Source organism: Peribacillus sp. TH14 (genome assembly GCF_016651145.1).
Classification (GTDB): domain Bacteria; phylum Bacillota; class Bacilli; order Bacillales; family DSM-1321; genus Peribacillus; species Peribacillus butanolivorans.
Genome location: NZ_JAEKEK010000001.1, coordinates 3298421 through 3324367 on the forward strand (window position 1 = coordinate 3298421; position 25947 = coordinate 3324367).

The following is a 25947-nucleotide window of genomic DNA, read 5'->3' on the forward strand; positions in this document are numbered from 1 at the left end:
GAAAAACCTTATGCCATTAACCAGCATAAGGTTTTTTTCGTTTTAAAATTACTACATTGCATACATGTTGAATGGTATGCTGAATGTTCCCAAACTCTTTTACCAAATGTGAGTGGATTTCATCGAGGATTTGTACCCGCTTATCTTCGGAAAAACTTGAAAGCCAGGATAATGACCCCACTCTTCCACACCATTCTTCGTTTTTAAATGTCACATCGTAATAGAATTTATATGTATCTGTTAAATCAAATTGATGTTCCTGCCATTCTTTAAACCACTCAACCGGAAAGCCGTTAATAAATTGTTGGACATTCGCTTTAGATCCTGCAGAGGTTAGTTTGCCATCCGGCATATGACCTTTAATGATTTGAAGCGTTTCTTTTATTACGTTACTTTTAGAAACGAATCCTGAATCCATCACTATTAACGTGCCATTTTCTTTAATAATCCGCTTTATTTCATTCAAGGCTGCTTCTCGATCAAACCAGTGCCAAGCCCTTAAAACGGTTACAAAGTCAAAAGTATCACTTTCTAAAGTTGTATCCTCTGAATATCGATTAACATATTTTATTCTACTATTTTCTTGTCTATCAATATTATGCGCTTCTTCTATCAATTCCTTTGATGGTTCAACGCCAACCACCTTAGCTCTCTCCTTAAATAAAGCTCTACTCAAAACGCCAGTCCCAGAACCTAAGTCTGCAACCGGAACATTAGCAAAGTTTATTCCTCTGATTTTTAAGCTCTCTATTAATTCACCAGGTAAATCATTTCTCCATTTAGCATAATCTTTAGCTACTTTTCCGAAATTCACTTTCATTCATTTTCCACCTTCTATTTTTTTTTTTTTGCTCAGACTCAGGTGATCTAAAATGATAGGATTGAGCTATAAAGAAACAAGCAATTATGTGTTTATCAAGCTTTATTAACCATATAAAAAGTCGCATTAACAAATATTTCCAACCAGTAATAAGTAGAAAGCTAGAAAGAAAATCCCCCATAATAATTACCTTTCAAATACGGATGACAGAATATGTATATCTTTGATTGTACCATAATGGGTAATTATGTAAATGTAATAGGGGTATTTTAGATAGCACCAAAGTTAAGAAGGAGTTTAAGTTGAAAAAAATACTTGAGGTTTTATTTATAATAATGGCTGTTACTACTTGTTTATTTGGGGAGTCAATTAGTAAATTTGATGTTATCGATATAGAAGGAAAGGTAGATAATCTCCAAATGAGCAATAACTTTTAGGAGAAAGGTATTTGTTTAAGTTAAGTGTCCCTAATTTTCACAAGACAAAAAGAGGCGTTGCTTTGCCTTATCGTACCTGAAATTTAGGAACCTTTTTAATTTGAAATACCTATATATAAAAATTCTTTACCAAAATATATTCTTAACACATAAGGGTTATTCGATATAGATATTACTTTCATCATTAAGGTTAAGACCATGTTGGTGTAGAATCCAGCAAGTTGAAGTTGGATAAGGAGATATATTTACCGTAACCTTAAGTTGAGTTGGTTAAGCTGTATAGAGTAGTATTAAAAGATAGAATGATTTTAAATTATTTAGCGGGAGCAAGGATTTTCATTCATGAGTGGTTCTTTACCTATTATTTGAATAAATTGTGGAGTTAATTGAGGAAGATAACCGACCTGTTTATTTTTTGTAGAAAGATTAGCAAATTTTAATGAAAATCTAATCAAAATCTTATTTCTTCTTCATTCAGTTTGTATATTCTAATAATGGATACGCTGAAGATGCCTCATATGTCCTTCCGATTCCACTTCTTATTATTCATAGAAATCTTTCTCTATTAAATAGATGGTGGGAAATCAAAAAGACGTTTTATAAAGCTCGATACATACAATCATAAATGAAACAGATAGAATAAATGGGTTAACTAATGAATTATTAGTATATACACTGGATAAACAGAAAGAAATGCAAGTTCCTTTCATTCCTTGTTATGGTTTAGATCATATAGGATGAAGTTAAAACTCTATAATGAGATCTTACTTCAATCATGGAACACCGGTTTTAAAAAGTGAAAGGATGTTATTATGAAATTAAAGTTTCAGTTGTCTATTGCCTTTGTATTAAGTGTAATTTTTTTAATTGGATTTAGTATAATGGCATTCACAATAAGTGCATATGAATTCTTGAATTTTGATAGAGCGGTGATTTCCTTCGTTCAAGGCTTAGAGTCTCCGTTTTTAACAACCATCATGAAGGTCTTTACGTTTATTGGTTCATCTAGTTCCATAATTATACTTTCCTTACTTGTTTTATTTTACTTGTATAAGGTATTGAAACATCGTTTGGAGCTAGTCTTATTTAGTGCTGTCGTGGTTGGCTCAACTCTCCTCAATTTGATATTGAAACTTTTCTTTCAACGAGCCCGACCTGATTTACATCGACTCATTGAGATAGGGGGATACAGTTTTCCAAGTGGACATGCGATGAATGCATTCACTTTATATGGTATTCTCACATTTCTACTATGGCGGCATATTTCGACTATGTGGGGGAGAACTCTGTTGATTTTGTTCAGCGTGATGATGATCCTTACAATAGGAATAAGTAGAATATACTTGGGAGTCCATTATCCTAGTGATATTATTGGAGGATATTTAGCGAGTGGCTGTTGGCTTGCCATTTCTATTTGGGTTTTCCAAAAGTATAAAGAAAGCCAGAAAAATAAAGAGATTAACTAAAGTTAGGACAGGCAATTCAGTAAGAAAGCAGCTAGGGACTAAACTAGTTAGCTGCTGATTATATCAAATGATTGAAATAGTTAGGAGCTTTTAAATGGAAAACTGGATTACGGAGTTTATGAATAATTTTGGGTATATTGGAATCTTTCTATTAATAGCATTTGAAAATATTTTTCCGCCTATTCCGTCAGAGGTCATTCTAACCTTTGGAGGTTTTATGACCACGGTATCAACAAATTTGACTATATTCGGAGTCGTGATTGCATCAACTCTTGGATCAGTGGCAGGGGCTGTGGTACTTTACGGGATTGGTTTACTGATTGATGTGAAAAGGATAGAGAAGTTTGTGGGTAGATGGGGGCATATTTTTCGGTTAACAGTAACTGACGTCCATAAGGCAAATTCTTGGTTTGATAAATATGGAGCGTGGACTGTTTTTTTCTGTAGACTCGTTCCGTTGATTAGAAGCTTAATTTCCATTCCCGCAGGCATGTCTCATATGAGTTTTTGGCTTTTTTTACTATACACAACAACCGGAACATTGATTTGGAACGTGATTCTGGTGAATGTTGGAGCCGCTGTAGGATCTTCATGGGAAGACATCGTAGGGTATATGGACATCTATTCAAACATCGTTTATGCAATACTTGTATTACTGTTTATTCTTTTCGTTGTTTTAATTTTTAGAAGAAATAAGGGAAAAAGAAAGTGATTATAGTAGATATAAAAAATGATAAAAGGGCCGTTCAAGTCCGAACTGCTATTACATAATCTTATATAAACATCAGAGGCTGTCATTATGACAGCCTTTTTCTTATGTCATCTCAAACGGGAAAGCGGAGAGGATGAGCTTTGAACGTAGAATAAAGGGAATGTGCTTTGGACAAAATGAGTGAAACGAAAAAGGAATGAGGTTCGGCGCGATGGTTTCTTTTTTCAAAAATAAAGGACAAATGAAGAAACGTGAGAAGCAAAAGATAGATGATAAAGATCAATCTAAAAGTAAAAAACTTGAATATATTGACAGCTCTATTTCAGCCAATCTAGACAATATGAAAAAGAAAACGGGTAACAGCCCGGACATTATTGTCCGAACGTTGAAAATCAGTCAAAACCCTGAAATTAAAACGACTATCTTGTATGTGCAGGGTTTGATAGATAATCCAAGCGTTACGGACTTTTTAATTGAATCAATCATGAAAAACCCTCATCTAAAAGAAAAACTACTTCCTAAAGAATCACTGGACGTGATTTCTGAAGAAGTAGTTTCTCTCGGTGGTGTAGAAACTGTTACGGACTGGGAAAAATTATTATTGTCATTATTATCAGGGGATAGCATCATTTTTGTTGACGGCGTAAACAAAGCCCTGGTTGCCAGTACAAGAGGGGGAGAACGGCGTTCCATTCAGGAACCAAGCACACATTTGACGGTCCGCGGTTCAAGAGAAGGATTTACTGAATCGAATGCAACAAACATTGCCATGTTACGCCGCATTATTAACAGTCCGGATTTATGGATAGAGTCTATGAAAATAGGCACTGTGACAAAGACGGATGTTTCTATCATGTATATAAATGGGATTGCCAAGGAAGGGATCGTCGAAGAGGTCAAGAAGCGCTTAAACCGAATTAACATCGATAGCATTCTTGAATCAGGATATATTGAGCAATTGATAGAAGACCAGGTCATGACGCCGTTCCCCACCCTTAATAATACAGAAAGACCTGATATGGTTGCGGGTAATCTTCTTGAAGGAAGAGTGGCGATATTTGTTAACGGAACGCCTTTTGTCTTGGTGGCCCCGGCCTTATTCGTACAGTTTTTCCAATCTGTCGAAGACTACTATAATCGCTTCGATATTGCTTCAGCCACACGCTTTTTACGGATCATCGTTTTTATAATCTCTATAATCGGGCCAGCTGTCTATGTCGCAGCCACGACTTTTCATCAGGAAATGATCCCAACGAAGTTGCTGGTCATCGTTGCGGCCCAAAGGGAAACGGTTCCTTTGCCGGCCGTCATTGAAGCGCTTCTCATGGAAATGACTTTTGAAATTTTAAGGGAAGCAAGCCTTCGGATGCCAAAGGCGGTTGGTTCGACCATGTCCATTGTAGGGGCATTGGTGATTGGGCAGGCGGCAGTCCAGGCTGGCATCGTATCGCCGGCAATGGTCATCATCGTTTCGATCACGGCGATTGCCAGTTTTGCTACCCCATCTTATGCGATAGCCATTTCCGCCCGTATAGTGCGTTTCGGGTTTATCATTTGTGCCGGTGTTTTAGGTTTTTATGGCATGATTTTAGCCTTTATCGTCCTTATTGTCCATTTATGCAGCCTTCGTTCACTTGGAGTTCCTTATATGTCACCGCTCGCCCCTCTGAACCCGGAAGGATTAGGTGACACATTCTTCAGAAGACCTATGTGGGCGTTCAAAGAAAGACCAAAGTTATTAAGCTCCAATAATAATCTGATACGAGAAGGCGATAATCAAAGACCCCTTCCTCCTGCATCGCGGGGAATGAAAACTTCTGACAAGAAAAAAGGTGAAGGCAATGAATCGTAAATGGCTAGTTCTGTTATTGATGATGATCGGTACCACGTTCACCTCTGGCTGCTGGGATAAAAAAGAGTTAAACGAGATAGCCATCGTCTCGGCAATGGGAATCGATAAAGATAAAGAAGGAAAGTTAGTGGGAACGTTTCAAATCATTAACCCAGGCAATGTTGCGGGGGCTCTTCAGGGCGGCGGCGGGACAAATCCCGCTATATCCGTTTATAGGGCCACTGGAAATAATGTGCTTGGACTAGATAGTATTGCTTCAACTAAAATTTCAAGAGATATGTATTTCGCTCATGCAAACCTGATCGTCATAGGTGAGGAAATAGCAAAAGAAGAGGGCATTTACGCTATTTTCGATGCCTTTGAGCGCTCCCCTGAATTTAGGGCAACTTCGAGGATCGTGATAGCCCGAGGTGTAAAAGCCAGGGATATAGTCGAAACATTAACGGCAATCGATAAAGTATCAGCTGAAAAAGTCATTAGGACGATTGAATCTTCGGAAAAACAGCAGGGGAGAAGTATCAGTGTCAATCTTCAAGAAGTGATTAAAAACCTTGTGAGTACCGGAAAAGAACCGATAATTAGTGGTTTTACCGTGAAGGGTAACACAGATAAAGAGGATAAAATGGAGAATACTCAGACCTCTGATATTGAGGCTAACCCAACTACCGCTGGAATAGGTGTTTTTAAAGATGGTAAATTGATTGACTGGCTGGATGGTAATAAGGCAATAGGCTCGATGTGGGTGTTAGATAGGATTGCACATACCAATTTAAACATTGATTGGAATGATAAAAAAGACGCAATCACCTATCAAGTGAAACGCCAAAAAACCAACGTCGCGGCAAAAATGAAAAATGGCAAACCTAAAATGTTGATAAAGGTCCTTGTTGAAGGAGATATCCGCGAGGCAAATGTGCCTGTGAATCTAAACAGTCCGCACGTTCTGATAGACATTGAAAAGAAGTTAGCAAAAGACTTAAAGAAGGAGATGGAAGATGCGATCGTTCGTGCCCAAAAAAATAAATCCGATATTTTTGGCTTTGGTGAAATCATGCACGAATCCCATCCGAAAGAATGGAAAAAAATCGAAAAGGACTGGGACGATGTTTCTTTTGCTAAGCTGGAAGTAGATGTGCAGGTAGAGACTTTCATTCGCCGTACAGGATTACGTAATAAGCCGTATCTTTCAAATTTAAAAAAGAGCGATCAATAATGGAAAGGAAGTGGCATCCTCGTGGAAAAGGCAAAAATCAGCGGTTACCAGCTATTCGTCCTTATTTTCCTGTTTGAAATAGGCAGTGCACTTTTGGTTCCGCTTGCAGGTGAAGCCAAACAGGGCGCATGGCTAGTCATTCTCATTGCGATGATAGGCGGATTTTTGTTATTTTTCGTTTATTATGGCCTTTTTCAATACTATCCTGATCAGCTGCTAACTGAATATGTAAGACATATAATGGGGAATTTTTTAGGAAGGATAGTAGCTTTTCTATACATCCTATATTTCATGTATCTTGCAGCAAGAGTGCTGAGGGATTTCGGAGAGACGCTACTTACCTTTGCCTATCCTCATGTTCCGTTATTTTTTGCGAACGCAGTATTTATTTTGGTGGTGGTGTATACGGTTCGTAAAGGGATAGAGGTACTGGCAAGGACGGGAGAACTTTTCTTTGTGTTAGAGAATTTACTTTTCATGACGTTCATTCTTCTGATTGTTGTTTCAGGAATGATCCATATAAACAACTTAAAACCTGTTTTTGAAATCAGTGGGGTAGAGATGATGAAAATGTCCTTTACTGAAACCTTATTTTTTCCATTTGGCGAAATCATTGTCTTTTTAATGATTTTTCCTTATTTGAACGAACCTCAGAGGCTAAAAAAAATTGGTATAGGGAGTTTGGCTGCAAGCGGTATTTTTCTTGCGTTTATAATGGCTTTGAATGTAGCTGTGCTTGGAGTGGATCTTACAACACGTTCGCAATATCCTTTTCTTTCCCTCATTCAGTCAATTGAGATCGCTGGCTTTTTGGAACGACTCGATGTTTATTTTTTGGTTAAACTCATGATTGGAGGGTTCATCAAAATAAGTGTGTTTACCTATGTAGCTGTAACGGGTACGGCAAATGTTTTCAACTTTAAAGAACCTTCTCGGCTGGCCTATCCAGTTGGTTTTGTCATTTTACTAATATCCATTGTGATTGCAAGTAGCTATTCGGAACATATCCATGAAGGGCTAGGCGCCGTGCCGATTTATATCCACCTTCCATTTCAAGTGATCATCCCATTGCTTCTCTTGATCCTTGCTTTTTTTAAGAATCGAAAAAAAAGCAAGGCTAACACCAAAATAAGTTCCTAAAAGGTGGAGTTGATGAAAAATGAAAATCTTCGGTATTACGGTTTTGATGCTGATTCCTTTAGTGGCCTTTTCTTTAGGCATGGATATTCTTTTAGGGTTTGATTTGGATAATTCCATTAAACATGCCTTTAACCCTTTTCTGGTGAAGGACCCCGCTGAACTTATCCTTTTTCTCGTTCTTCTTTTCCTCCTTTTGTTTAGTTTCTTTTATCGAAGAAAAAAGAAAGGCAACAAAGCCAAAGGACAACAATAAAGATTTACATATTCCCGTTGCTGAACTATAGATGAACTCCATTTCAAATCTTGATTTGAATAAGGGTGTTTGTCTTTTTGCTTTTTTACCACCTCGGATTCCCATTTCATAGTATGATGATAAAATGAGCTTATTTTTCAAATAGAATGGAAAACCACCTTTACATAAATAACAATAGCACAGAGGTCCTTAGGAGGGAGAACGGCATTTTGAATATCAAATTAAATCAAAAAATCATTAAAGATATGTGCGGGACAGTCTCCTTCAAAAGGGGAGATGCTTTTTATCGTGCTAATAAAGTGACATTTGAAAGTTACCGTCCTGATGGTTGTGAAGCAACTGTTAAAGGAATAGAAGATTTCCATGTCTCTATTGAAGTGGATGCTGCCGGAGGCTTTCGCACGAAATGCAGCTGCCCAACGCTTGCTTCTTTTCAACGGGATTGTCAGCATATTGCGGCCGTATTACTGTCGGTATACGAACACCAGCGTCAAGGAACTATTCCTAAAGGTCTAAACGAACCTCAGTCTGACGCTTCAGCAAATATGAAGCTGACAGATGGTTTGCTTACGCTTTTCAATAATCAGCCTGTACGCTCAAGTGGCCATCAGCTCCACTTTGAAAACAGGCAGGTGCTTGATGCGGAGTTTACATGTAAGCCCATCACGATAGGCCAGGGCAGATACATGTTCGGAATTGAAGTGAAGATTGGTTCGGCAAATGTACCAAATCTCAGGGATTTTCTGAAGCAGGTAAAAGAAGGAAAATCTGCCCAAGTGTCCCTTTCATTTCTGTATGATCCTGATCTCCATTGTTTTCAGCGTGAAACAGATGCAGTGATTCAGCAGCTTATCCAAGTGACTTATGATGAACAGGTCTATCTTGACGCGCTTCCGTACAAATCTGACTATACAATGAGCAATCACCTGTTACTCATTCCGCCAACTTCTTTTGAAAGGCTTGTCCCTATCCTTACAATCGCACCATTGGTGAAGCTTGCGTATGACGGGAATACGTTTAATAGTTTTCAGATATCCGGCGAACCGCTTCCTTTACAGTTTGAATTTGCCGAAAGTGAGGGCAAAGGATATAAACTGAATATTAAAGGGTTGAATGAAATAATTGTGATGAATGCATACAGCTCTGTTTTATCTGAAGGGAAATTGGTTCCCCTCGAAAGTGAAGACTGCCAACGTCTCTCAGATTTAAAACAGATGTTGGAAGATTCAGGAATGAATAAAATTCCAATTCATCAGGAGCAATTAGAGTTATTCCTGGAAAAAGTGGTACCAGGTTTGAAAAAACTAGGTGAGGTTCATTTCTCAGGGGCCATTTCTGAGCAGTTCGAGAAGACACCATTGATTGCTAAGCTATACTTAGATCGCGTGAAAAATAGGCTGCTTGCAGGTTTGGAGTTTCACTATGAAAATATTGTGATTAATCCTTTGGAAAATCAGGAACTCAAGTCAGTTTCCAAGCTTATAAGAGATGTGGATAAAGAGGAAGAGATCCTGCAACTGATGGATGATAGCATGTTTGCCAAGACAGACGGTGGATATTTTTTACATAATGAAGAGTTGGAGTATGAATTTTTGTACCATGTCGTTCCGAAACTTCAAAAGCTTGTTCAAATATATGCCACGACTGCTGTAAGAAATCGGATTTCCCGAGGGAATGCTGCTCCGCAAATTAGGGTGAAAATCAAAAAAGAACGGACTAATTGGCTGGAATTCAAATTTGAAATGGATGGCATTCCTGAAAAACAAATACGAGAAGTTCTAGAAGCTCTAGAGGAAAAAAGGAAGTATTATCGTTTGAGGAATGGATCGTTGCTTTCCCTTGAGACAAGGGAGTTTGAAGAAATCAATCGTTTTCTGAATACACTTCCGGTCCAGAATGAAGATTTGGAAAGTCGCTTAAATGTACCAATCGTAAGAGGGCTTCAGCTTCTTGATTCTGTAAATGACAGCAATACATTTACAATAGAGGAGTCATTCCGGAAGTTCTTGGAAAACATCCGCAATCCAAGTAACCTGGAGTTCGCGGTGCCAAAGAGTTTAGAGCCAATATTACGGGACTATCAAAAAAGCGGCTACAAATGGATGAAAATACTTGCTGGCTATGGCTTTGGAGGAATTCTCGCAGATGATATGGGACTGGGTAAAACACTGCAAAGCATCGCATTCATTTTATCCGAGCTTCCAGACATCCGTAAGAAGAAGCTCCCCGCTCTTATTGTTTGTCCATCATCTTTGACATATAACTGGCTGAGTGAATTCATGAAATTTTCCCCTGATATACAAGCCATCGTCGTGGATGGCAATAAAACAGAAAGGTCAAAGATACAGAAGGAAATAACGGGCATAGATGTTGTCATTACCTCATATCCGTTATTACGTAAGGACATTATGTGGTTTGAGAAACAAGATTTTCACACGGTATTTTTTGATGAGGCACAGGCATTTAAGAATCCAGGGACACAAACGGCACGAGCGGTGAAGAAGATACAAGCGGATCATCGCTTCGCCCTCACTGGTACCCCGGTTGAGAATTCACTAGAAGAGCTGTGGTCCCTTTTTCACGTTGTCTTTCCTGAACTATTCATGGGGTTAAAGGAATACAGTAACCTCTCAAGGGAAAAAATTGCTCGTAGGATCCGGCCATTTTTACTTCGGAGGTTGAAAGAAGATGTATTATCGGAGCTTCCAGAAAAAATCGAGTCGATGGAATCGATGGAACTGCTACCTGATCAGAAGAAACTGTATGCTGCTTATTTAGCAAAGCTGCGACAAGACACATTGAAACATCTGGATAAAAATACACTTCGGAAAAATCGTATTCGAATCCTCGCTGGCTTGACTCGGTTACGACAGATTTGTTGTCACCCCGCCTTGTTTGTGGACGGTTATAAAGGAAGCTCAGCTAAATATGAGCAACTAATGCAGATTGTTGAGGAATCAAAGCTTTCTGGAAGAAGGGTACTGATTTTCTCACAGTTTACGAAAATGCTTCAGATCATTGGTAGAGATTTAGCGAATCAAGGGCAGCCCTTTTTCTACTTGGATGGACAAACACCATCAAAAGAACGCGTTGAAATCTGTAATCGATTTAATGCAGGCGAACGTGATATATTCCTCATTTCATTGAAAGCAGGCGGTACAGGTCTTAACCTGACGGGTGCCGATACTGTCATTTTATATGATCTTTGGTGGAATCCAGCAGTCGAGGAACAAGCAACAGACCGTGCTCATCGTATGGGACAGAAAAATGTTGTTCAGGTCATCAAACTTGTTGCCCGTGGCACAATCGAAGAAAAAATGAATGAACTGCAAGAGAAAAAGAGGCATCTGATTGAAGAAATCATCGACCCTGAGGAGAAATCGTCATCTGCTCTTACTGAAGAGGACATTCGGGAAATATTGATGATATAGAAAGCGAGGGCAATTACAGAATGTTAGCAGCAAAGTTCTAAAAAACAGATTATGTTTGCTATGTCCGTTTCATTACTAAACCCCCACGCGATACTTGCTACCGTTGGGGTTATTGGAATCAGTTCTCTTAGCTATACCGGGATAGAGAAAATGACGTTTACCGCTGCAACTATATTAATTTCTTGGATTTGGTTTTTCAGTCTGGCTATCGTGGGAAAAAAGGTAGCAGATATCGATACCGATGGGAGATTTATAAACGTAATCAACAAAGTATCTGCAATTATGATATGGATTGTCGCTCTATATATAGCATTCCAACTATACAAAATGTAGTAGGGTTTTTAACGGCGTTCCTAGTCAATTATAGTGTTAGCCCAAGAAGGCCGCCCTCCAATTGGCGGCCTTTTATGTTTTACCTATTGAAGGGTAACATGAAATTAGAGAGGGCTCCGGGCGCCACTATGAAAGAAGAAAGCCGATTAAGAAGAAAACAATCAGATCAGGTCATACTGCGAGGGAAATCTGTCATATACCATGATTCGCTGAAGGAATTCACTTATTGCTATAACCTTTTCTGATTTTGATCTCCGAAGAAAGGAAAGAGTATATGTGATAAATCCAAACGAACAAAAAGTAAAAAATAATAAAAACCCTATAACTATATAGGGTCAAATCGATTTCTTCATGCCGCACTCTCTGCATTTACGAATATATACATAGTTCTTAACCGAACTTTCAAATTGAGCTTTACCGCAATTGTCACAGCGACCACTAACGATGTCAGGGTAATCTTCGTAGTCATAAATAATTGTGGTGTCATATTCCTTTTTTCTTCTGGAATTTCTTCAGACAAAGTAAAATCACCTTCACTATTTTATTTAACTAATTTATCATACCAAATTTTTATAGCAGTAGGTAGGTAGTGATAAAACCCAAATCGATTTGTTCTAAATTGATATAGAACTTTTTATACAAAGAAGGAGTGAGAACCTCTTATGAAACAAGTTTTAATCCTATTGCTGCACCTAACACCATTGCAATAAAAACGACTCTTCTCCAGTCTTTTGATTCACCATATAAAAGCATGCCGATTATTGCTCCACCAGACGCACCAATTCCTGTCCAGATTGCATAAGCCGTCCCCATAGGTAGTGTTTTCATGGCATAAGCAAGAAATAGAAAACTTGCCCCAAATCCGAAAAACAACAGCGCCAAGGATTGCCAATTACGGTCTTTGTGCAATTTATTTATCATCGCAACACCAAACATTTCAAATAGCCCAGCTAAGATTAAAGAGACCCAAGCCATTAGGATTCATCTCCTTTTTCAACATTATCCTTAGTCACTAGTTTCAAGCCGATTACCCCTGCTAATAACAGTAAAATCAAAAGTGTTTTACTCAATTTAAATGATTCTCCAAAGAATATGATTTCGGAAAAAACGGTTCCTGCTGTCCCCATTCCTACAAATACTGCATATACGGTTCCAACGGGAAGTTTTCGTCCAGCCATTATCATTAAATAGAAGCTGATGATGATAGAAATAACAGTTCCAGTCCAAGTCCAAAAGTCATTTGAGTGTTTTAAACCAATAACCCAAAATACTTCAAAAAAAGCAGCAATAAATACTTTAATCCAGTTTGTACTCATTAAAAATAACACCTCCAACTTTATTCTTACCAAAAAACAAAAAAAGCCTAAGAGATAACTGTAAAACAGTTTCTCCCAGGCTTTTATCCTTCCGTGACACAGCAAAGCTGTGAGTTTTCTCTCGGACCAGACTAGCACAGACACTTGCTACGGAACCCTAGAAAACATTTAACATATACAATTAAATTATATTATACATACATTTTAAATTTACTCAAGGTTAATGGGCTATTTACTTTTTCCAATGAATGTATGAATCTATTCGAAAAGGCATCCAAATCCTTTCCAGCCTTCTATAATTACGATAGCAGGATGAGGACAAATAAAAATGCTCGAATGAAACCTCAATAAATTACCGCTAATTAAGATTGAAAATTACATACTTTCTCAAGTGTTCCAATAAAAATGCATCTGATAAGTACCAACACATTGGTCTTATCAGATGCATTTATAGTCCTGCTTTACTCTTATATTAGTCACTCACTGACTGATTTCGAGGATTGACTTCTTTTATATGAGAAACATAACTATGCAAAATCATCCCAATAATAACGATAAAGATGCCGAACCACGATAAAGGAGAAGGGGATTGTAAAGATAAAAATAGTAATTCCCCGGCAAGAGCAAAAAGGACTTCCATTGATTGTGTGGCTTCAACGGAAGCTAACTTCTGCATATTTCCCCTTACCAAATCGGTCGCTTTGAAAAAAAGGACCGTTGCAATAACTCCAGAAAATAGTGCTACCAAAAGGGATTGAAAACTCTGCATTTTCGTTGGTGCTCCTACCGTAAAAAAACCATACAACGAAAGTAAGAACCAGAATGGCAGACTCGCTAAAGTCATCCCTAACACACGCTGATATGCATCTAAACGTCCTTGGGACACTTCCATCATTTTACGGTTCCCTAAAGGGTATGCAAATGAGGCGATGACGATTGGGATTACGCCCAACCAGAGATTTGCCATAGAAATATGCTTAGTGTGTTCTAGTTGCATAAGTATGATCCCCAAGAGAATGATAAGGGACATGAGAAGACCTTTCAAAGAAATCTCTCCTCTTTTCCTTACGAGTCCATCTTGTGTTTGAACATTTTCAAAAAATAACGGAGCAAGTAAAGCACCTGAGATAATCGTGATTTGCCAAGTACCGGCGATTAGCCAACCGGGTGAGTAGGCAGATGCAAAGCATAAGGGAGCATAGAACAATCCAAAGCCTACAAAACTCCAAAGCAACCAAGGCCCTGGTCGTTCTCTCATCACCTGTAAGAGTGGTCGGAGGTTTTTTCTACTTAGGACGATACATACTAGAAAAGGAACCATAAAGATATATCGAAGCGAAGCACTCCATATCCAACTTCCACCAGATAATTCCATTGACTGATTTAACACAAACGTAAATGCAAAAAAGAAAGCAGAGCAAATACCTAATATAATTGGTCGCAATCGACTCACCTCAATCTGTTTTATGAGCCAATAATTAGCCAAGCCTCTGAAGTATGGCAATCGTTTCGGCTTTCTTATGATTAGAAAAGAATTTAGAACATACCTTTTACGAGATTCAAACCATAAAAGTTTAGGGTTGGAGTAACGAACCAGGTTGTCATGTTTTAACGTACTTTCCCTTCAAGAGCTAATGAGGAGCTTTGTTACGGAAAGATAAGGTGAATATTCTAAATATTAAATCTAACAATCATACTAAATTGTCCTTCAGTTATACAAAAAAATCAACTGCATTCTTTAAGACTGTGAATATGTCTTCTACAACATTCGACATAAATTATATCTTTAAATAAGAGTATTGACGTTTGGATATGGAAAAAATTAATATACCAATTTTATGTTTAGTGTACAAAAAATACCTTATTAAAACTTTTAAAATAGCATAATAGCGCTATTTATAGAGGATTTATTGAGATATAAGATAATAATCATATAGAGGTAGATAATATACGAAGATACGAGAATTGACGAATTTGGGAGGGAGTGGTATATTTATAGAGTGCAAATTATGTCGAATGTTGACGAAAAGTATAGATGTAAAATTTGAAAGAAAATTAGTGAGGTAAATAAAAATGAAATCTACAGGTATTGTACGTAAAGTTGACGAATTAGGACGGGTAGTAATTCCTATCGAATTACGCCGTACTCTAGGAATTAAAGAGAAAGATGCTTTGGAAATCTACGTAGAACAAGAGCGTATAATCCTTCAAAAATACAAAGCAAACATGACTTGTCAGGTAACGGGCGATATATCTGATGACAATATGAAACTTGCAAACGGTAAATTAATACTTAGCCGTGAAGGTGCTGAACTTCTAATTAAAGAAATTCAAGCAAGCTATGAAACTGCTAAATAATTAATTGAAAATAAAATGAAAAAAGTGTAGAGGAAGGAATTTTCTCTACACTTTTTTCATTTTAAATGGAGAAGTAATAAAAATAATTAGATTCTCGAATAAAACCAATTTTTTCGTAAAGTTTTTGTGCATTGCTATTATCCTTATCTGTCTCAAGCGACACTCCTTTTGCACCAGTTTCTTTTGCAAAAGCAATAGCGGCTTTTAATAACTTCTCACCAAATCCCTTTTTGCGAGCATTTCCCTTCACAAATAAATCGTTTAACACCCATGAGCGCATCATGCTCACTGATGAAAATGAAGGATATAATTGAACAAAACCAATAGGGTTATCCCCATCAAAGGCCATAAAAATGACCGACTCTTCGTTCGTTAACCTTTCCTTTAAAAACTCCCTTGCACCCTCAAGATTTGACGTTTGCTCATAGAACACTCTGTATAAATCAAAAAGTTCTGTTAAGGAATCAAGCTCATTTAAAGTAGCTTTTTGAATACCCATATGTAACGAACCTCCAGTGTTTATTTTATAGAATACTCTTAATTTACCATTTATTGATAAGTGACTGTGAATAAACTGTTCGATTCATTGCCTAATGCTTCATAGATTGGATACTTCTTTTTTGACGTATGTTCGAAATTTCGTATCTGTTAGAAATTTAAGCTGAAACGCATTCATATTTTTGGATAGCTTTGCTTGTTCAATAGAGGTTAAATCGTTTGCAAAAAATGCAAGCTCTGTTTGGTTATTATCTTTATCCTTCGCATACATCGAAATCGTAAGAACAAAGGCAGTAGAGCCTCCCTTTTGACCTGCATGAACAAGCCATTCACGATTGCTTGGACTTTTCATTAACTGTTCTAATACCGGATCGAGATACAGATAAACGTTTTTATCAAAGTGCGTCTTGCTATTTAGTTTTTTCATTATGGAAACATAGTCTTCTGTAGTTGCTCGGGGCAAACGATCAGACCAATTTTTTTGAAAATCACTACCCATCATTTTCATTGCTTGTTTCTTTTCCTGATCTGTTGGGGGGTGAGTCTGCCACTTATTGTGAATAGCAATCGCCCGATCACGGTATTCACCTTTGTCCATATTTTTCAAGGCCTTTAGGGTATCTTGTTTAGTTAATTTTTTTTCTTTCATTAATTGGTCAGGTATGAACAGCGAACTTACAATGGGATACATTGGCTCATGACTGGTAATGCCTAAGCTCTCTGGAACATGATTGATGTTTTGAAGGCCAAGCATAGTTATTAAGTAATCTGTATTCGCATTAGAACTGTAAGCAATCATTCCATCTACTACTTCACTTAAAGGAACTCTATCTATCTCTTTATCCTTTTTGACCTGAGTAATCCATGCCTCATGTGCTCCCCCGTCTGTTTTAGGAACATAAAATCTGTCTAGGTCGGCTAATTTCACTTCTTGCTCTGGATTGATTTGCCCCACTGCCGCCTGTTGTGCATATTCAATGGCTACGATGATTTTGACGGTGCTTGCTAAAGGAAGCAACGTGTTGGCATTAACATTTACCCATTTCTCATCATTAAGATGGATGGATAAAGAAACGTTCTTATTCTCTGCATTCTCCTTGATAAACTGAACTATATATTCTGGATCCTCTTTGTTGATATCCTTCTTAAACATCCACATCCCAATTCCTAGAATCAAACATAGAGATAGTCCAATACCTCCGATTAAAAAGAGTAATATTTTCAAAATAACACCTGCCTTTTTACATATAAATACATATACGACTGCTTAATGATTAGGTTTCATTTTACTTATGAAGAACTTTTTAAGCATGTAAGCAGTGAGATAGCATAAATAAAATTGCCGGGTCTATGAAGTAGTTCTAAATAGTATACCTGCAATATCAAGGCTGCTGCGCCATCCTTTTTGGTTTGGATTCGAAAAGAAAAGGTAGTCAGAGAAGATATGTAGGCATAAAGGATTTAATGGTAAGGATAAAGAATGTAATAAATAAAGGTACTATAAAAACACCAGGAGGAAATAAAGATGGAAGCAAGATGCCCAATAGGGAAGTTTCAGTTTGAAGGGGAGATAACGAAAAGTGTGGCTGAGGGCTGGATTAAGGAAATTGAAGCTTAGCCTGGATTGCTGCGAGAGGCAGTACGAAACATGGATGAAGAACAGCTTGATACGGCTTATCGTACGGACGGATGGACTGTTCGCCAAGTCGTGCATCATCTTGCGGATAGCCATATGAATGCTTATATTCGCTTTAAATGGGCTCTTACGGAAAATAATCCTGTCATTAAGCCTTATGATGAAGGGAAGTGGGCAGAGCTACCTGAAAATAAATTGCCGGTTGATATTTCGCTATCCCTACTTGAAGCGTTACATATACGCTGGGCTAACCTTTTATATAGTATTAATTCAGCTGATCTAAAAAAACATTTATCCATCCGGATTCAGGAGAAGTTTCATTAGGTGAAAATATAGGCATTTACTCGTGGCATGGTCGACATCACCTTGCTCATATTACTTCGTTATCAAAGCGTCAGGGATGGTAAATGGATCTGTTGGAAAGTAAAGAGTCATCAACTGTTTTCTGTGATAAAAACACATTGGGTAGAATCCAACCGCAAATATTGATCTGCATGCTTAAACAATTTGAATGAGGAGGAATTATATATGCTAGCAGTAATAGAAAAAGTTGAAGGTGGAAATATCGCTCGCTTTGAATGTCTACTAAAGCATTCAGTAGAACAGGTCTGGGCTGTTTTAACAGAAAATGATAAGTTGGAAAAATGGATGTCGAATCTTGAAATTGTGGAACTTCGTAAAGAAGGGACCATAAAATTTAATATGAATGATGGGACGGGCTCATCTATTGATATGAAGATAAGAGACTTCCAAGAACATTCCGTCCTAGAATTCGAATGGGGTGACGGTTGGGTTCGTTTCGAGTTATCCCCTAAAACTGAGGGTTGTTTATTAGTATTAAAAGAATCTATCCACACAATAAGTGACCATACATCAAAAGATTTGGCAGGATGGCATGTATGCCTCGATATGCTGAGTACATTATTGAATGGTCATTATATGGACTTTCCTAAGGATGAATGGGAAAAATGGCATGAGAAGTATATTATCGTAGTCAATCAGATTGAAGGATAGAAAGAATGTGATATCGAATTTGAAGTCATTCCTACAGTTGAAAAATATATGTAAAGGGAGAGGGTTTATGTATGTCACTTAAAGTGGAACTTACGAGATTTAAGGTTAAACCTGGGGAAAAGGTGGTTGTTGACCAATGGATGAAGCTATTAAATGATAATATGAGTAGTGTTTTATTAACACTTAATGATGAAAAAATGTATGTAGAGACCATTTTTCGAGAAGAGATTGAAGGGATTGAATATCTTTAATGGTACTCTGTCCAAGGTGATGGTGGAATCGAGGTTCAAGATTCGAATCACGAAATTGATAAGAAGCACTTAGAATACTGGGAAGAATGTATAGATAATGAATTTCGACCTGTTGATTTAAAAACCGAAGTGATAATGATACAGGATAGTGTTCTTTCTACGATGAAGTAGACAGAGCTTTTGTTAGAAGCGGCTTTTTAGAAGTCGTAGTTCAGAAAAGAAATATTTCCAGGGAGGATACTATGTGGGAGAAACAGTATGTGCAGTCCACTCAGTCCTCTAAATACCAAATTGAAAGAGATTTTCTCCATTTTAAAGTCTTCTAACTCTACATATTATTAATTTTTTTAACAACTTTCGGAAATATCCAATTTCATAGTGTTAAAAAAAGACCGACACATATCTCATTGTCGGTCTAATTTATGTGATTAAACGTACGCATTAATTGTTCTTATCATTTTCAGAATGCATTTCTTGTTTGATTTCATTCATTCTGTTTTTTCCCCACTCATACATCATTTCAACAATTGGTAGTAAAGTCATTCCAAGTTCAGTCATGGAATATTCAACTTTTGGAGGAACTTCAGGATAAACTTCTCGGTGAACAACACCATCTTCTATAAGTTCACGCAATTGATTCGTTAAGATTTTATGAGATATTTTTGGGAAAAGTCTTTGTAAGTCACTGAATCGGTGTGTGCCTTCTACACCTAAATGCCATAAAATAACGATTTTCCATTTGCCGCTGAATATTGATAAAGTAAGTTCTTTTTCGCAATTATAATAGCCATTTAAGATTTTTTCTTTGATTTCATCTCTTAATGTTTCTGACATGGATATTTAGCTCCTTTTTTATTTTACCAGTAACTTTTAGGTAACCTCCGCACATAAAAGTGCGTTCTTCACAGGGGATATAACCAGCGCTACAATATGAGTAGTCAGACAGACAATCTATTTCAATTATTAGGAGGAAGACATATATGAGTAAAAAAGCATTACTTATTATACCACCAGAACGTTTTAATGAAGATGAATTATTTCAACCAAAAGAAGTATTAGAAAATGCAGGCGTTACAGTAACGATTGCAAGTACAAAGACAGGTGAGATTACTGGTGACTATCAAGGTAAGGCAAATGCTGAAGTGATCTTTTCTGACGTTTCAGCTAGTGATTTTGATGCTATAGCTGTAATTGGAGGATCTGGTACGAACGATCATCTATGGGGCAATCAAGAATTACAAAGCTACTTGAAACAAGCTCATGAGCAAAAGGTTCTTGTCACAGGAATTTGTGCAGGATCTGTAACTGTGGCTAAAACGGGTTTACTTTCTGGACGAAAAGCAGCATGTTACCCAGTTGATGTCCAAATTGACGAATTGAAAGCTAATCATGTTGAATATGTAGAACAACATGTTGTTGCACATGATGATATTATCACAGGTGACGGCCCAGATGGAGCTAAAGAATTTGGTGAAAGCTTAGCTGCAGCATTACGCTAAATCTTTTGCTTACAGCAACATAAATCATATTATTCCCCATGTGAAACCCTTGGATTCTATAGAATTCAAGGGTTTTTCCATTAGGGGTAAGAATGATAGAAGAAATAACAGCTGTATTTCGGCAAACAACTACTTCATCAAAAGAGATTGCATCGTCGATTGAGGAACAAGCGGCATCAGTCATTGAATTTGCTCAATATACGAATTAGCTTACACAATTAATAAATGACTTAGAGCATATGTTGGGAGAATTTTAGATGAAGAAATAGGTTAAGCAGATGGCCATATAGGGTTTGAAAAGGGGGGAAAGCACTATAGTGGTTTCTCCTTTTTCAAACCGGAATAGTGGAATCTATAAATCTTATTAGAAGATATGTGAAATGTAGTAGGTACCTAACCATGATTCAAAGGTCTAGACTTCTCTCTTTAGTGGACATTTTTACTAGAAGGACAAAGGTACAATTTAGAAGAAGTGGTTTACTATCTTGTGCTTTTTTAATAAGGAGGAATATATATATATGGATCGGACAAGTAGGGTCCAATGGCTCAAGGCCCGAAAAGGGGAGAATAACATGCATATCGAAATTGGAATGACTATCTTTGTGTTCGTCATGACAATGATAGTCATATTATGGAGGCCAGGAGGTATAAATGAAGCGTGGCCAGCTTCAATCGGTGCGGGTATTATTTTACTAACTGGCATAGTATCACGTGGAGATATTTTGGATATTATCAATAAAATCGGGGGCGCATCGATCACCATCATGGCAACGATTGTCATGGCTGTCATACTAGAAAGTTTTGGTTTTTTTCATTGGGCGGCAGCAAAACTTTCTACCCTTGCTAGAGGTTCAGGATATCGCCTATATTGGTACATTCAATTATTATGTTTTTTAATGACCCTGTTATTTAATAACGATGGTAGCATCATGATTACGACACCCATATTGATATTGCTTCTGAAAAATCTTAGACTGAAACCGCATGAAGCCGTTCCATATCTTTTGAGCGGAGCACTGATTGCGACTGCTTCTAGCGCTCCTATTGGGGTTAGTAACATTGTCAATTTAATCGCATTGCAAATTGTGCATATGACACTTTATATGCATACAGCCATGATGTTTGTACCTGCAACATTGGGTTTAATCTTTATGTCATGGTTGATGTTCGTAGTGGTAAAGAAAAAATTGCCCAAAAAGTTGCCCGATCTTTCATATGACATTGAGGATAGTTTTTTCACTAAGAATTTCCATCCTTTAAAGGGAAAAATGTCGGTTAAAACAAAACGTCAACGTACTAAATTTATGTTAAAGGTATTGCTCTATGTCTTTGTGGTGCGCTGTTTACTCTTTGTTGCTTCGTATCTTTCCATACCAATTGAATTTGTTGCTGTACTTGGGTCTTTATCTTTACTGGTGTGGAGATGGTATCATTTGCGAACCAATCCTGTTGATATCTTAAAAAAGACACCATGGCATATTCTGATATTTGCATTCTCTATGTATGTCATTATTTATGGCCTCCATAATGTAGGACTTACAGCAATACTCGTGCAAATATGTGAACCAATTGTAAACCAGGGGTTATTAAGTGCGAGTTTTGTCATGGGAGGATTAGTTTCGATTCTATCAAACATTTTTAATAATCATCCAGCCTTAATGATTGGTACCATTACCTTAACAGAAATGGGACTTGATCCAATCACGTTAAAAACGATCTATCTCGCGAATATAATTGGGAGTGACATGGGCTCATTGTTATTACCTATTGGTACGCTTGCCTCCCTTATCTGGATGCATATCTTGAAACAAAATAAAATGAAAATAAGTTGGAAAGATTATTTAAACGTATCCCTAATAGTCATACCCTTAGCTACCTTGGTGACGCTGCTTTTATTATACTATTGGGTGCAAATGGTATTTAGCTAATAATACCCTAGGAGGAATTAGTAATTAGTGTGGAGGGCGCATTACTAGGTGAACAGATTGATGCTCAACTCTCAGGAAGTAAATCTTATAGAGGAATTCTTACTGATCTGAGTTCAGATATTCTTGTGTTATTTAATGGACAACAGTTTCTATATTTTCCGATGTTACATGTGTTTAGATTTAAGCAGGGTACTGACATAGATATTGAGAAAAGGGGGAAGCTGCAAATGTGGTTCCCCTTTTTTCTTCTAATAGATTAATGGTGAAACTAACGGATTAGGGTTATTTATCAAAAAACCATCGCCTTCATAATCAATTTCTGTTTGATCCGTAAATCGGGCATCTGATGGATCGATTAAAATTTTAATACCATGTAAAACTAGTTCTTCTTCTTGTTCTGTTTTAAATCTTGTCAAACTTAATGAATAGTTCATCTGGTTACAACATGCTCTACTTACACCAAATCTCAAAAATGTTTCCTCTTCCATACTTTGCTGCATGCCTTTAATTATTTCCTGGGCTTTAACTGTTATTGTTATCAAGATGTTCACTCCAATACATTAGGCTCACTTTATCATGATAAACATTACAATCGATACCATTTACTCTTTACTCAACCGATTTTTAGAACCTCTTAAAAAATTTGAATTTTTGAGGATATAATCCATGACAATAGTTCAATAAGTGGTATGCATTTTTTACTCCTTTGAAATCTTTAAATAAATGCGATAGTAGTGATTTCTTTAGATAAGGAATGACTCTAATGTAACTTCGACCATATGATTTCACCAGTCTGTGCATCAATGTATGATATTCTCCTAGAGGATTGTTTATAGACAAGTTCATAATATTCATCGCTTTTCTCTTTGTAGTTATTATCCCAGAGTAGTTCTAGCTCGAAAGCCGAAATGAATCGTTTCCTGGCCTGTTCAGGGGAAATTGCAGGCAGCGTTTGGATTTGCGACAGGGTAACTGGATCAAGATCAGGTCCGAAGAAGGAACCAATGTTACCGGTTGTTTCATTAACTGATAGATAAGCGAGCCCAAAAGGTATTCCTTCATATATCAGCGTAAAGTGAAAAGCGACCTTATGATTCTCTGTATCCGATATAACCTCATTAATATAAAAGTAACGGTTAGCATAAGGATATAGCTTGTAAAGAAATTGACTGGCGATTTTTTTACATTCTGTGATGGATAAGGACAGGGGGCCTCTCGTGTCTTCAAAATTGGCAAACGATGATACCATGCCAGTTTCTTTGTTTGTCTTGATTTTGAAGGCCTGGTCATTCTGAGTAATGAAATAGCTGTCTACACTTAAATCTTGAACTTTTGGCGGTTCTCCCTGTCTCCAAACCGTAACAAGTTCATCACCTAAATCGACTTCCCGTACTTTCGTATAGGCATCGAGGTCAAAACCGATAGCTTTATTAATATCCGGTAATGGCATTTCCTGTTGAGGAAGCGGCAATAATAATGAGTCCTCTTCATTTTCATCCTCTTGTTCATCCCTTTTCATTACAGATGAAGGGTCGGCAGGGTGGCTATAAAAGGGGAGAACCGGTTCATATACTAGACGAGGCAAGTCTTTGCCGTTTTCATGGACTTCCGAGTTAATCATAGCAATAGAAAGCTTCATATCGAGATCTTTCAGGCATTTTTCCATCACTAGTTCTTTAGCAAGAAGGTTTTCTGGCACGGTGATTTCTTTTGCAGCTCCATAATAATGGAAGTGGATAACCTCGCCGTCTAGAGCAGTTTCCACGAAAAATCCAGTGCGAGGAAGCGGTAAATTTAATTGCTGCTGAACATATGTAAATTGCATAGATTTCTTATCATTGTTCACGCTTATTTTTTCCAGGATAAAATTATCCAGTGCTTCGGGATAGTAGACCATGACATATTGTAAGGCTCTTTCATGAAGTGATTTTTCCGCTAATACCACTTTAGATACAGACTCCTTATCAAGATGAAAATCTAGCAGATTGCCGAATACATCCAGCTCTACGATTATCTCCTTAGATCCGCAAGCTGATTTCCAGGCGAACATCAATGTCCCACTTTTTTTATGAAAATCTTCAATTTCTAATGTATATCCACTATGTACCTTCCCTATTTCGATAGCCTTTTGTTTTAATGAATTTTTGTTCAACTAAATCCCTCCCCATTAAATTATATCCGTTTTCCATAAGAAGTGTTCTGATAAGGTAAGAGAAGGGGTCTCTTGAATTTCAGAAGAAGAGGCTCCTTTTTTATGTTTAATTGAAATCTTAGAATGGGAATTTTATCGACTAGATGTTGATTTATTATCATGTGATATGAGTATAAAAAACTATTAATGGTGTGGGAATTTGTTAAAAAACTAAACAAATATATATTTGTTGATAACAGGATAAAAGGCATAGGCTAATTACCGATATTATAAAAGAGGATGAGTATAAAGTGTAATGTTGAATAAGGTATTGAGATAAAAGTTATATATATACCTGATTTATTTTAAAAAAACATCTTTATAATCAAGTGTTTTGACTAGATGACTGCATGTTTTAATAAATATTTCTGGTTATAAAGGAAGGGTTAAAATGGGTAAAAGAACATTAGGAAGTATTTTGCTTTTAGCACTAGCCATGTTTAGTTTTACTTTTTCCCCTGGTGTAAAAGTTGAAGCGGCTGATCGAGTTCATTCTGTATCCTCTCAAGACACGGTAGAATCGATTGCATTGACTTATGATATATCGACGGAACAATTAATGAAGACGAATGGTTTACCGGATACTAAGTTATATGAGGGGCAGAATTTACGAATCATTAAAACGGTTTATACTCCTACAAACTATCAATGGGCGGAGAGAGGAAAGCAAATTGCAAACTATGCGAGAACTTTTACAGGATTTAAAAAAACAGCTGGAGAAGAGACGCCTAAAAAAGGGTTTGACTCTAGCGGATTGATTCATTGGGTACTCTCCCAACAAAATGTGCCCATCGACCGTTTGACAGTAGAAGGTTATTATAAGCAAGGAATGGATACAGATACACCTAAGGTTGGAGATATTATATTTTTTCTAGAAAGAGGCAGTTCAAAAGTCGTGACCGCTGGTATCTATTTAGGGAAAGATCAATTTGTCAATTCTGGATATGGAGCAGAAACAGTTCAGGTGAGATCGACCACAGAAGAATATTTTGCAAAATACCAAGCCGTGTATAAAACGTATACACCTAAGGGAGAGCATATCGTCCAAAATGGGGAAACACTTAATAGCATATCGGTTAATTACGGTATTTCGATTAAGACAATCAAAAAGCGTAACGCTTTACCAACTGATAGCTTGATGCAGGGGCAGTATCTTCAAGTATACAGCAATACTTTGTATCCGTTTTATGAAAATCAAGAGGCTTCCTATGATAAAGCTTATGATGTCATTAAGTATGCCTACACTCTACGTGGATTTAACTATGTTTTCGGAGAAGATGATCCGATGATTGGAATGGATTGCAGCGGTTTCATCTATTGGGTCATGAAGGAGCAGGGCCTTTCAGTAAAACGCGGTTCAGCAGAGGACTACTTTTCCTTGTTGCCGAAAATCGAAAATCCAAAGGCAGGGGATTTAGTGTTTTTTAGGGATACGGGCACAAGACTAGGCGTGACCCACGTAGGTATATATCTAGGGGATGGCCGTTTTATCAATACAACAGAAAACGCTGGCGTTCATATATCCAATCTTGAGTCAGTTTATTTTGCCGAGAAGTTCGAAAGCTTTGGTCAAGTCGACAACCTTATGAACTAATGATA

At 37.3% G+C, this 25947-nt stretch carries 22 protein-coding genes, 3 pseudogenes and 1 riboswitch; of the genes and pseudogenes, 15 read left to right on the plus strand and 10 right to left on the minus strand.

Going from position 1 to position 25947, the window contains the following annotated elements; translation table 11 throughout:
• Nucleotides 1-16 precede the first annotated feature (16 nt).
• Nucleotides 17-820 (minus strand): class I SAM-dependent methyltransferase, encoded by an 804-nt coding sequence (locus JFU50_RS15970; RefSeq protein WP_201223296.1) that lies wholly within the window; start codon nt 818-820, stop codon nt 17-19.
• 1249 nt (nt 821-2069) lie between these two features.
• Between JFU50_RS15970 and JFU50_RS15975 the strand changes: the two genes are divergently transcribed.
• From JFU50_RS15975 to JFU50_RS16010, 8 genes and pseudogenes are all read left to right on the plus strand, one after another.
• Complete coding sequence (locus JFU50_RS15975) at nt 2070-2723, plus strand: phosphatase PAP2 family protein (protein WP_201223297.1); 654 nt, start codon at nt 2070-2072, stop codon at nt 2721-2723.
• Between the two features lie 94 nt (nt 2724-2817).
• Entirely contained in the window at nt 2818-3435 is a 618-nt protein-coding gene (locus JFU50_RS15980) for a DedA family protein (RefSeq protein ID WP_201223298.1), read from the plus strand.
• Nucleotides 3436-3646: 211 nt separating this feature from the next.
• A complete protein-coding gene (locus JFU50_RS15985) occupies nt 3647-5287 on the plus strand; it encodes a spore germination protein (protein WP_201223300.1) in 1641 nt (546 codons plus the stop codon).
• Nucleotides 5277-6500, plus strand: coding sequence for a Ger(x)C family spore germination protein (locus JFU50_RS15990; RefSeq protein WP_056521624.1), 1224 nt, complete (start codon nt 5277-5279; stop codon nt 6498-6500). The genes JFU50_RS15985 and JFU50_RS15990 overlap by 11 nt, the downstream gene beginning before the upstream one ends.
• A 21-nt stretch (nt 6501-6521) precedes the next feature.
• Complete coding sequence (locus tag JFU50_RS15995) at nt 6522-7640, plus strand: GerAB/ArcD/ProY family transporter (RefSeq protein WP_201223302.1); 1119 nt, start codon at nt 6522-6524, stop codon at nt 7638-7640.
• Between the two features lie 19 nt (nt 7641-7659).
• Entirely contained in the window at nt 7660-7893 is a 234-nt protein-coding gene (locus JFU50_RS16000) for a hypothetical protein (RefSeq protein WP_201223304.1), read from the plus strand.
• A 209-nt stretch (nt 7894-8102) separates the two neighbouring features.
• Complete coding sequence (locus JFU50_RS16005; protein ID WP_201223305.1) at nt 8103-11324, plus strand: DEAD/DEAH box helicase; 3222 nt, start codon at nt 8103-8105, stop codon at nt 11322-11324.
• Nucleotides 11325-11360: 36 nt separating this feature from the next.
• Nucleotides 11361-11657, plus strand: a pseudogene (locus JFU50_RS16010) (LysE/ArgO family amino acid transporter); the annotation flags it as partial.
• A gap of 349 nt (nt 11658-12006) precedes the next feature.
• Here JFU50_RS16010 and JFU50_RS16015 read toward each other — a convergent pair.
• The 4 genes from JFU50_RS16015 to JFU50_RS16030 form a co-directional block, all read right to left on the minus strand.
• Nucleotides 12007-12177 (minus strand): hypothetical protein, encoded by a 171-nt coding sequence (locus tag JFU50_RS16015; RefSeq protein ID WP_201223307.1) that lies wholly within the window; start codon nt 12175-12177, stop codon nt 12007-12009.
• 140 nt (nt 12178-12317) lie between these two features.
• Nucleotides 12318-12632: a DMT family transporter gene (locus JFU50_RS16020; RefSeq protein ID WP_053347444.1), complete on the minus strand. Its 315-nt coding sequence runs from the start codon at nt 12630-12632 to the stop codon at nt 12318-12320.
• The gene (locus JFU50_RS16025; RefSeq protein WP_057214620.1) at nt 12632-12973 is read right to left on the minus strand and encodes a DMT family transporter; all 342 of its coding nucleotides are present in this window, start codon (nt 12971-12973) and stop codon (nt 12632-12634) included. The genes JFU50_RS16020 and JFU50_RS16025 overlap by 1 nt, the downstream gene beginning before the upstream one ends.
• Nucleotides 12974-13043: 70 nt before the next feature.
• Nucleotides 13044-13145, minus strand: a riboswitch (guanidine-I (ykkC/yxkD leader).
• Between the two features lie 300 nt (nt 13146-13445).
• A complete protein-coding gene (locus tag JFU50_RS16030) occupies nt 13446-14417 on the minus strand; it encodes a DMT family transporter (protein ID WP_053347442.1) in 972 nt (323 codons plus the stop codon).
• Between the two features lie 629 nt (nt 14418-15046).
• Between JFU50_RS16030 and JFU50_RS16035 the strand changes: the two genes are divergently transcribed.
• Nucleotides 15047-15331, plus strand: coding sequence for an AbrB/MazE/SpoVT family DNA-binding domain-containing protein (locus tag JFU50_RS16035; protein ID WP_053347441.1), 285 nt, complete (start codon nt 15047-15049; stop codon nt 15329-15331).
• A gap of 61 nt (nt 15332-15392) precedes the next feature.
• Here the strand turns inward: JFU50_RS16035 and JFU50_RS16040 are convergent, their stop codons facing one another.
• Nucleotides 15393-15830, minus strand: coding sequence for a GNAT family N-acetyltransferase (locus JFU50_RS16040; protein WP_201223308.1), 438 nt, complete (start codon nt 15828-15830; stop codon nt 15393-15395).
• A 99-nt stretch (nt 15831-15929) separates the two neighbouring features.
• On the minus strand, nt 15930-17054 hold the full coding sequence (locus JFU50_RS16045) for a serine hydrolase (protein WP_201223309.1): 1125 nt from the start codon (nt 17052-17054) through the stop codon (nt 15930-15932).
• Between the two features lie 300 nt (nt 17055-17354).
• On the opposite strand from JFU50_RS16045, the pseudogene JFU50_RS16050 reads away from it, so the two are divergent.
• The 3 genes and pseudogenes from JFU50_RS16050 (at nt 17355) to JFU50_RS16060 (ending at nt 18901) form a co-directional block, all read left to right on the plus strand.
• Nucleotides 17355-17872 (plus strand): annotated as a pseudogene (locus tag JFU50_RS16050) (YfiT family bacillithiol transferase).
• Nucleotides 17873-17993: 121 nt separating this feature from the next.
• Nucleotides 17994-18479 (plus strand): SRPBCC family protein, encoded by a 486-nt coding sequence (locus tag JFU50_RS16055; RefSeq protein ID WP_201223311.1) that lies wholly within the window; start codon nt 17994-17996, stop codon nt 18477-18479.
• 71 nt (nt 18480-18550) lie between these two features.
• Nucleotides 18551-18901: pseudogene (locus tag JFU50_RS16060) on the plus strand (DUF6176 family protein).
• A 270-nt stretch (nt 18902-19171) separates the two neighbouring features.
• On the opposite strand, the gene JFU50_RS16065 reads toward JFU50_RS16060, so the two are convergent.
• A complete protein-coding gene (locus JFU50_RS16065; protein ID WP_057214669.1) occupies nt 19172-19564 on the minus strand; it encodes a winged helix-turn-helix transcriptional regulator in 393 nt (130 codons plus the stop codon).
• 146 nt (nt 19565-19710) lie between these two features.
• Here JFU50_RS16065 and JFU50_RS16070 point away from each other — a divergent pair, with 146 nt between their 5' ends.
• Nucleotides 19711-20229 carry a DJ-1/PfpI family protein gene (locus tag JFU50_RS16070; RefSeq protein WP_056521661.1) on the plus strand — a complete coding sequence of 173 codons (519 nt, stop codon included), beginning with the start codon at nt 19711-19713 and terminating at the stop codon, nt 20227-20229.
• A gap of 572 nt (nt 20230-20801) precedes the next feature.
• Nucleotides 20802-22157, plus strand: coding sequence for an arsenic transporter (locus JFU50_RS16075; RefSeq protein WP_201225104.1), 1356 nt, complete (start codon nt 20802-20804; stop codon nt 22155-22157).
• A 248-nt stretch (nt 22158-22405) separates the two neighbouring features.
• Here the strand turns inward: JFU50_RS16075 and JFU50_RS16080 are convergent, their stop codons facing one another.
• The gene (locus JFU50_RS16080; protein ID WP_201223313.1) at nt 22406-22699 is read right to left on the minus strand and encodes a HesB/IscA family protein; all 294 of its coding nucleotides are present in this window, start codon (nt 22697-22699) and stop codon (nt 22406-22408) included.
• A 218-nt stretch (nt 22700-22917) separates the two neighbouring features.
• Nucleotides 22918-24309, minus strand: a complete 1392-nt coding sequence (locus JFU50_RS16085; protein ID WP_201186340.1) for a YcdB/YcdC domain-containing protein — start codon at nt 24307-24309, stop codon at nt 22918-22920.
• Nucleotides 24310-24739: 430 nt separating this feature from the next.
• Here JFU50_RS16085 and JFU50_RS16090 point away from each other — a divergent pair, with 430 nt between their 5' ends.
• Nucleotides 24740-25942, plus strand: coding sequence for a C40 family peptidase (locus JFU50_RS16090; RefSeq protein ID WP_201223315.1), 1203 nt, complete (start codon nt 24740-24742; stop codon nt 25940-25942).
• The last annotated feature ends 5 nt before the right edge of the window (nt 25943-25947 follow it).

Coding starts and splice junctions, on each gene's coding strand:
- JFU50_RS16020 (WP_053347444.1), bottom strand. CDS start 12,632: ATGGCTTGGGTCTCTTTAATCTTAGCTGGGCTATTTGAAATGTTTGGT.
- JFU50_RS15970 (WP_201223296.1), bottom strand. CDS start 820: ATGAAAGTGAATTTCGGAAAAGTAGCTAAAGATTATGCTAAATGGAGA.
- JFU50_RS16040 (WP_201223308.1), bottom strand. CDS start 15,830: ATGGGTATTCAAAAAGCTACTTTAAATGAGCTTGATTCCTTAACAGAA.
- JFU50_RS15980 (WP_201223298.1), top strand. CDS start 2,818: ATGGAAAACTGGATTACGGAGTTTATGAATAATTTTGGGTATATTGGA.
- JFU50_RS16070 (WP_056521661.1), top strand. CDS start 19,711: ATGAGTAAAAAAGCATTACTTATTATACCACCAGAACGTTTTAATGAA.
- JFU50_RS15990 (WP_056521624.1), top strand. CDS start 5,277: ATGAATCGTAAATGGCTAGTTCTGTTATTGATGATGATCGGTACCACG.
- JFU50_RS16065 (WP_057214669.1), bottom strand. CDS start 19,564: ATGTCAGAAACATTAAGAGATGAAATCAAAGAAAAAATCTTAAATGGC.
- JFU50_RS16025 (WP_057214620.1), bottom strand. CDS start 12,973: ATGAGTACAAACTGGATTAAAGTATTTATTGCTGCTTTTTTTGAAGTA.
- JFU50_RS16035 (WP_053347441.1), top strand. CDS start 15,047: ATGAAATCTACAGGTATTGTACGTAAAGTTGACGAATTAGGACGGGTA.
- JFU50_RS16000 (WP_201223304.1), top strand. CDS start 7,660: ATGAAAATCTTCGGTATTACGGTTTTGATGCTGATTCCTTTAGTGGCC.
- JFU50_RS15985 (WP_201223300.1), top strand. CDS start 3,647: ATGGTTTCTTTTTTCAAAAATAAAGGACAAATGAAGAAACGTGAGAAG.
- JFU50_RS16090 (WP_201223315.1), top strand. CDS start 24,740: ATGGGTAAAAGAACATTAGGAAGTATTTTGCTTTTAGCACTAGCCATG.
- JFU50_RS15975 (WP_201223297.1), top strand. CDS start 2,070: ATGAAATTAAAGTTTCAGTTGTCTATTGCCTTTGTATTAAGTGTAATT.
- JFU50_RS16075 (WP_201225104.1), top strand. CDS start 20,802: ATGCATATCGAAATTGGAATGACTATCTTTGTGTTCGTCATGACAATG.
- JFU50_RS16055 (WP_201223311.1), top strand. CDS start 17,994: ATGCTAGCAGTAATAGAAAAAGTTGAAGGTGGAAATATCGCTCGCTTT.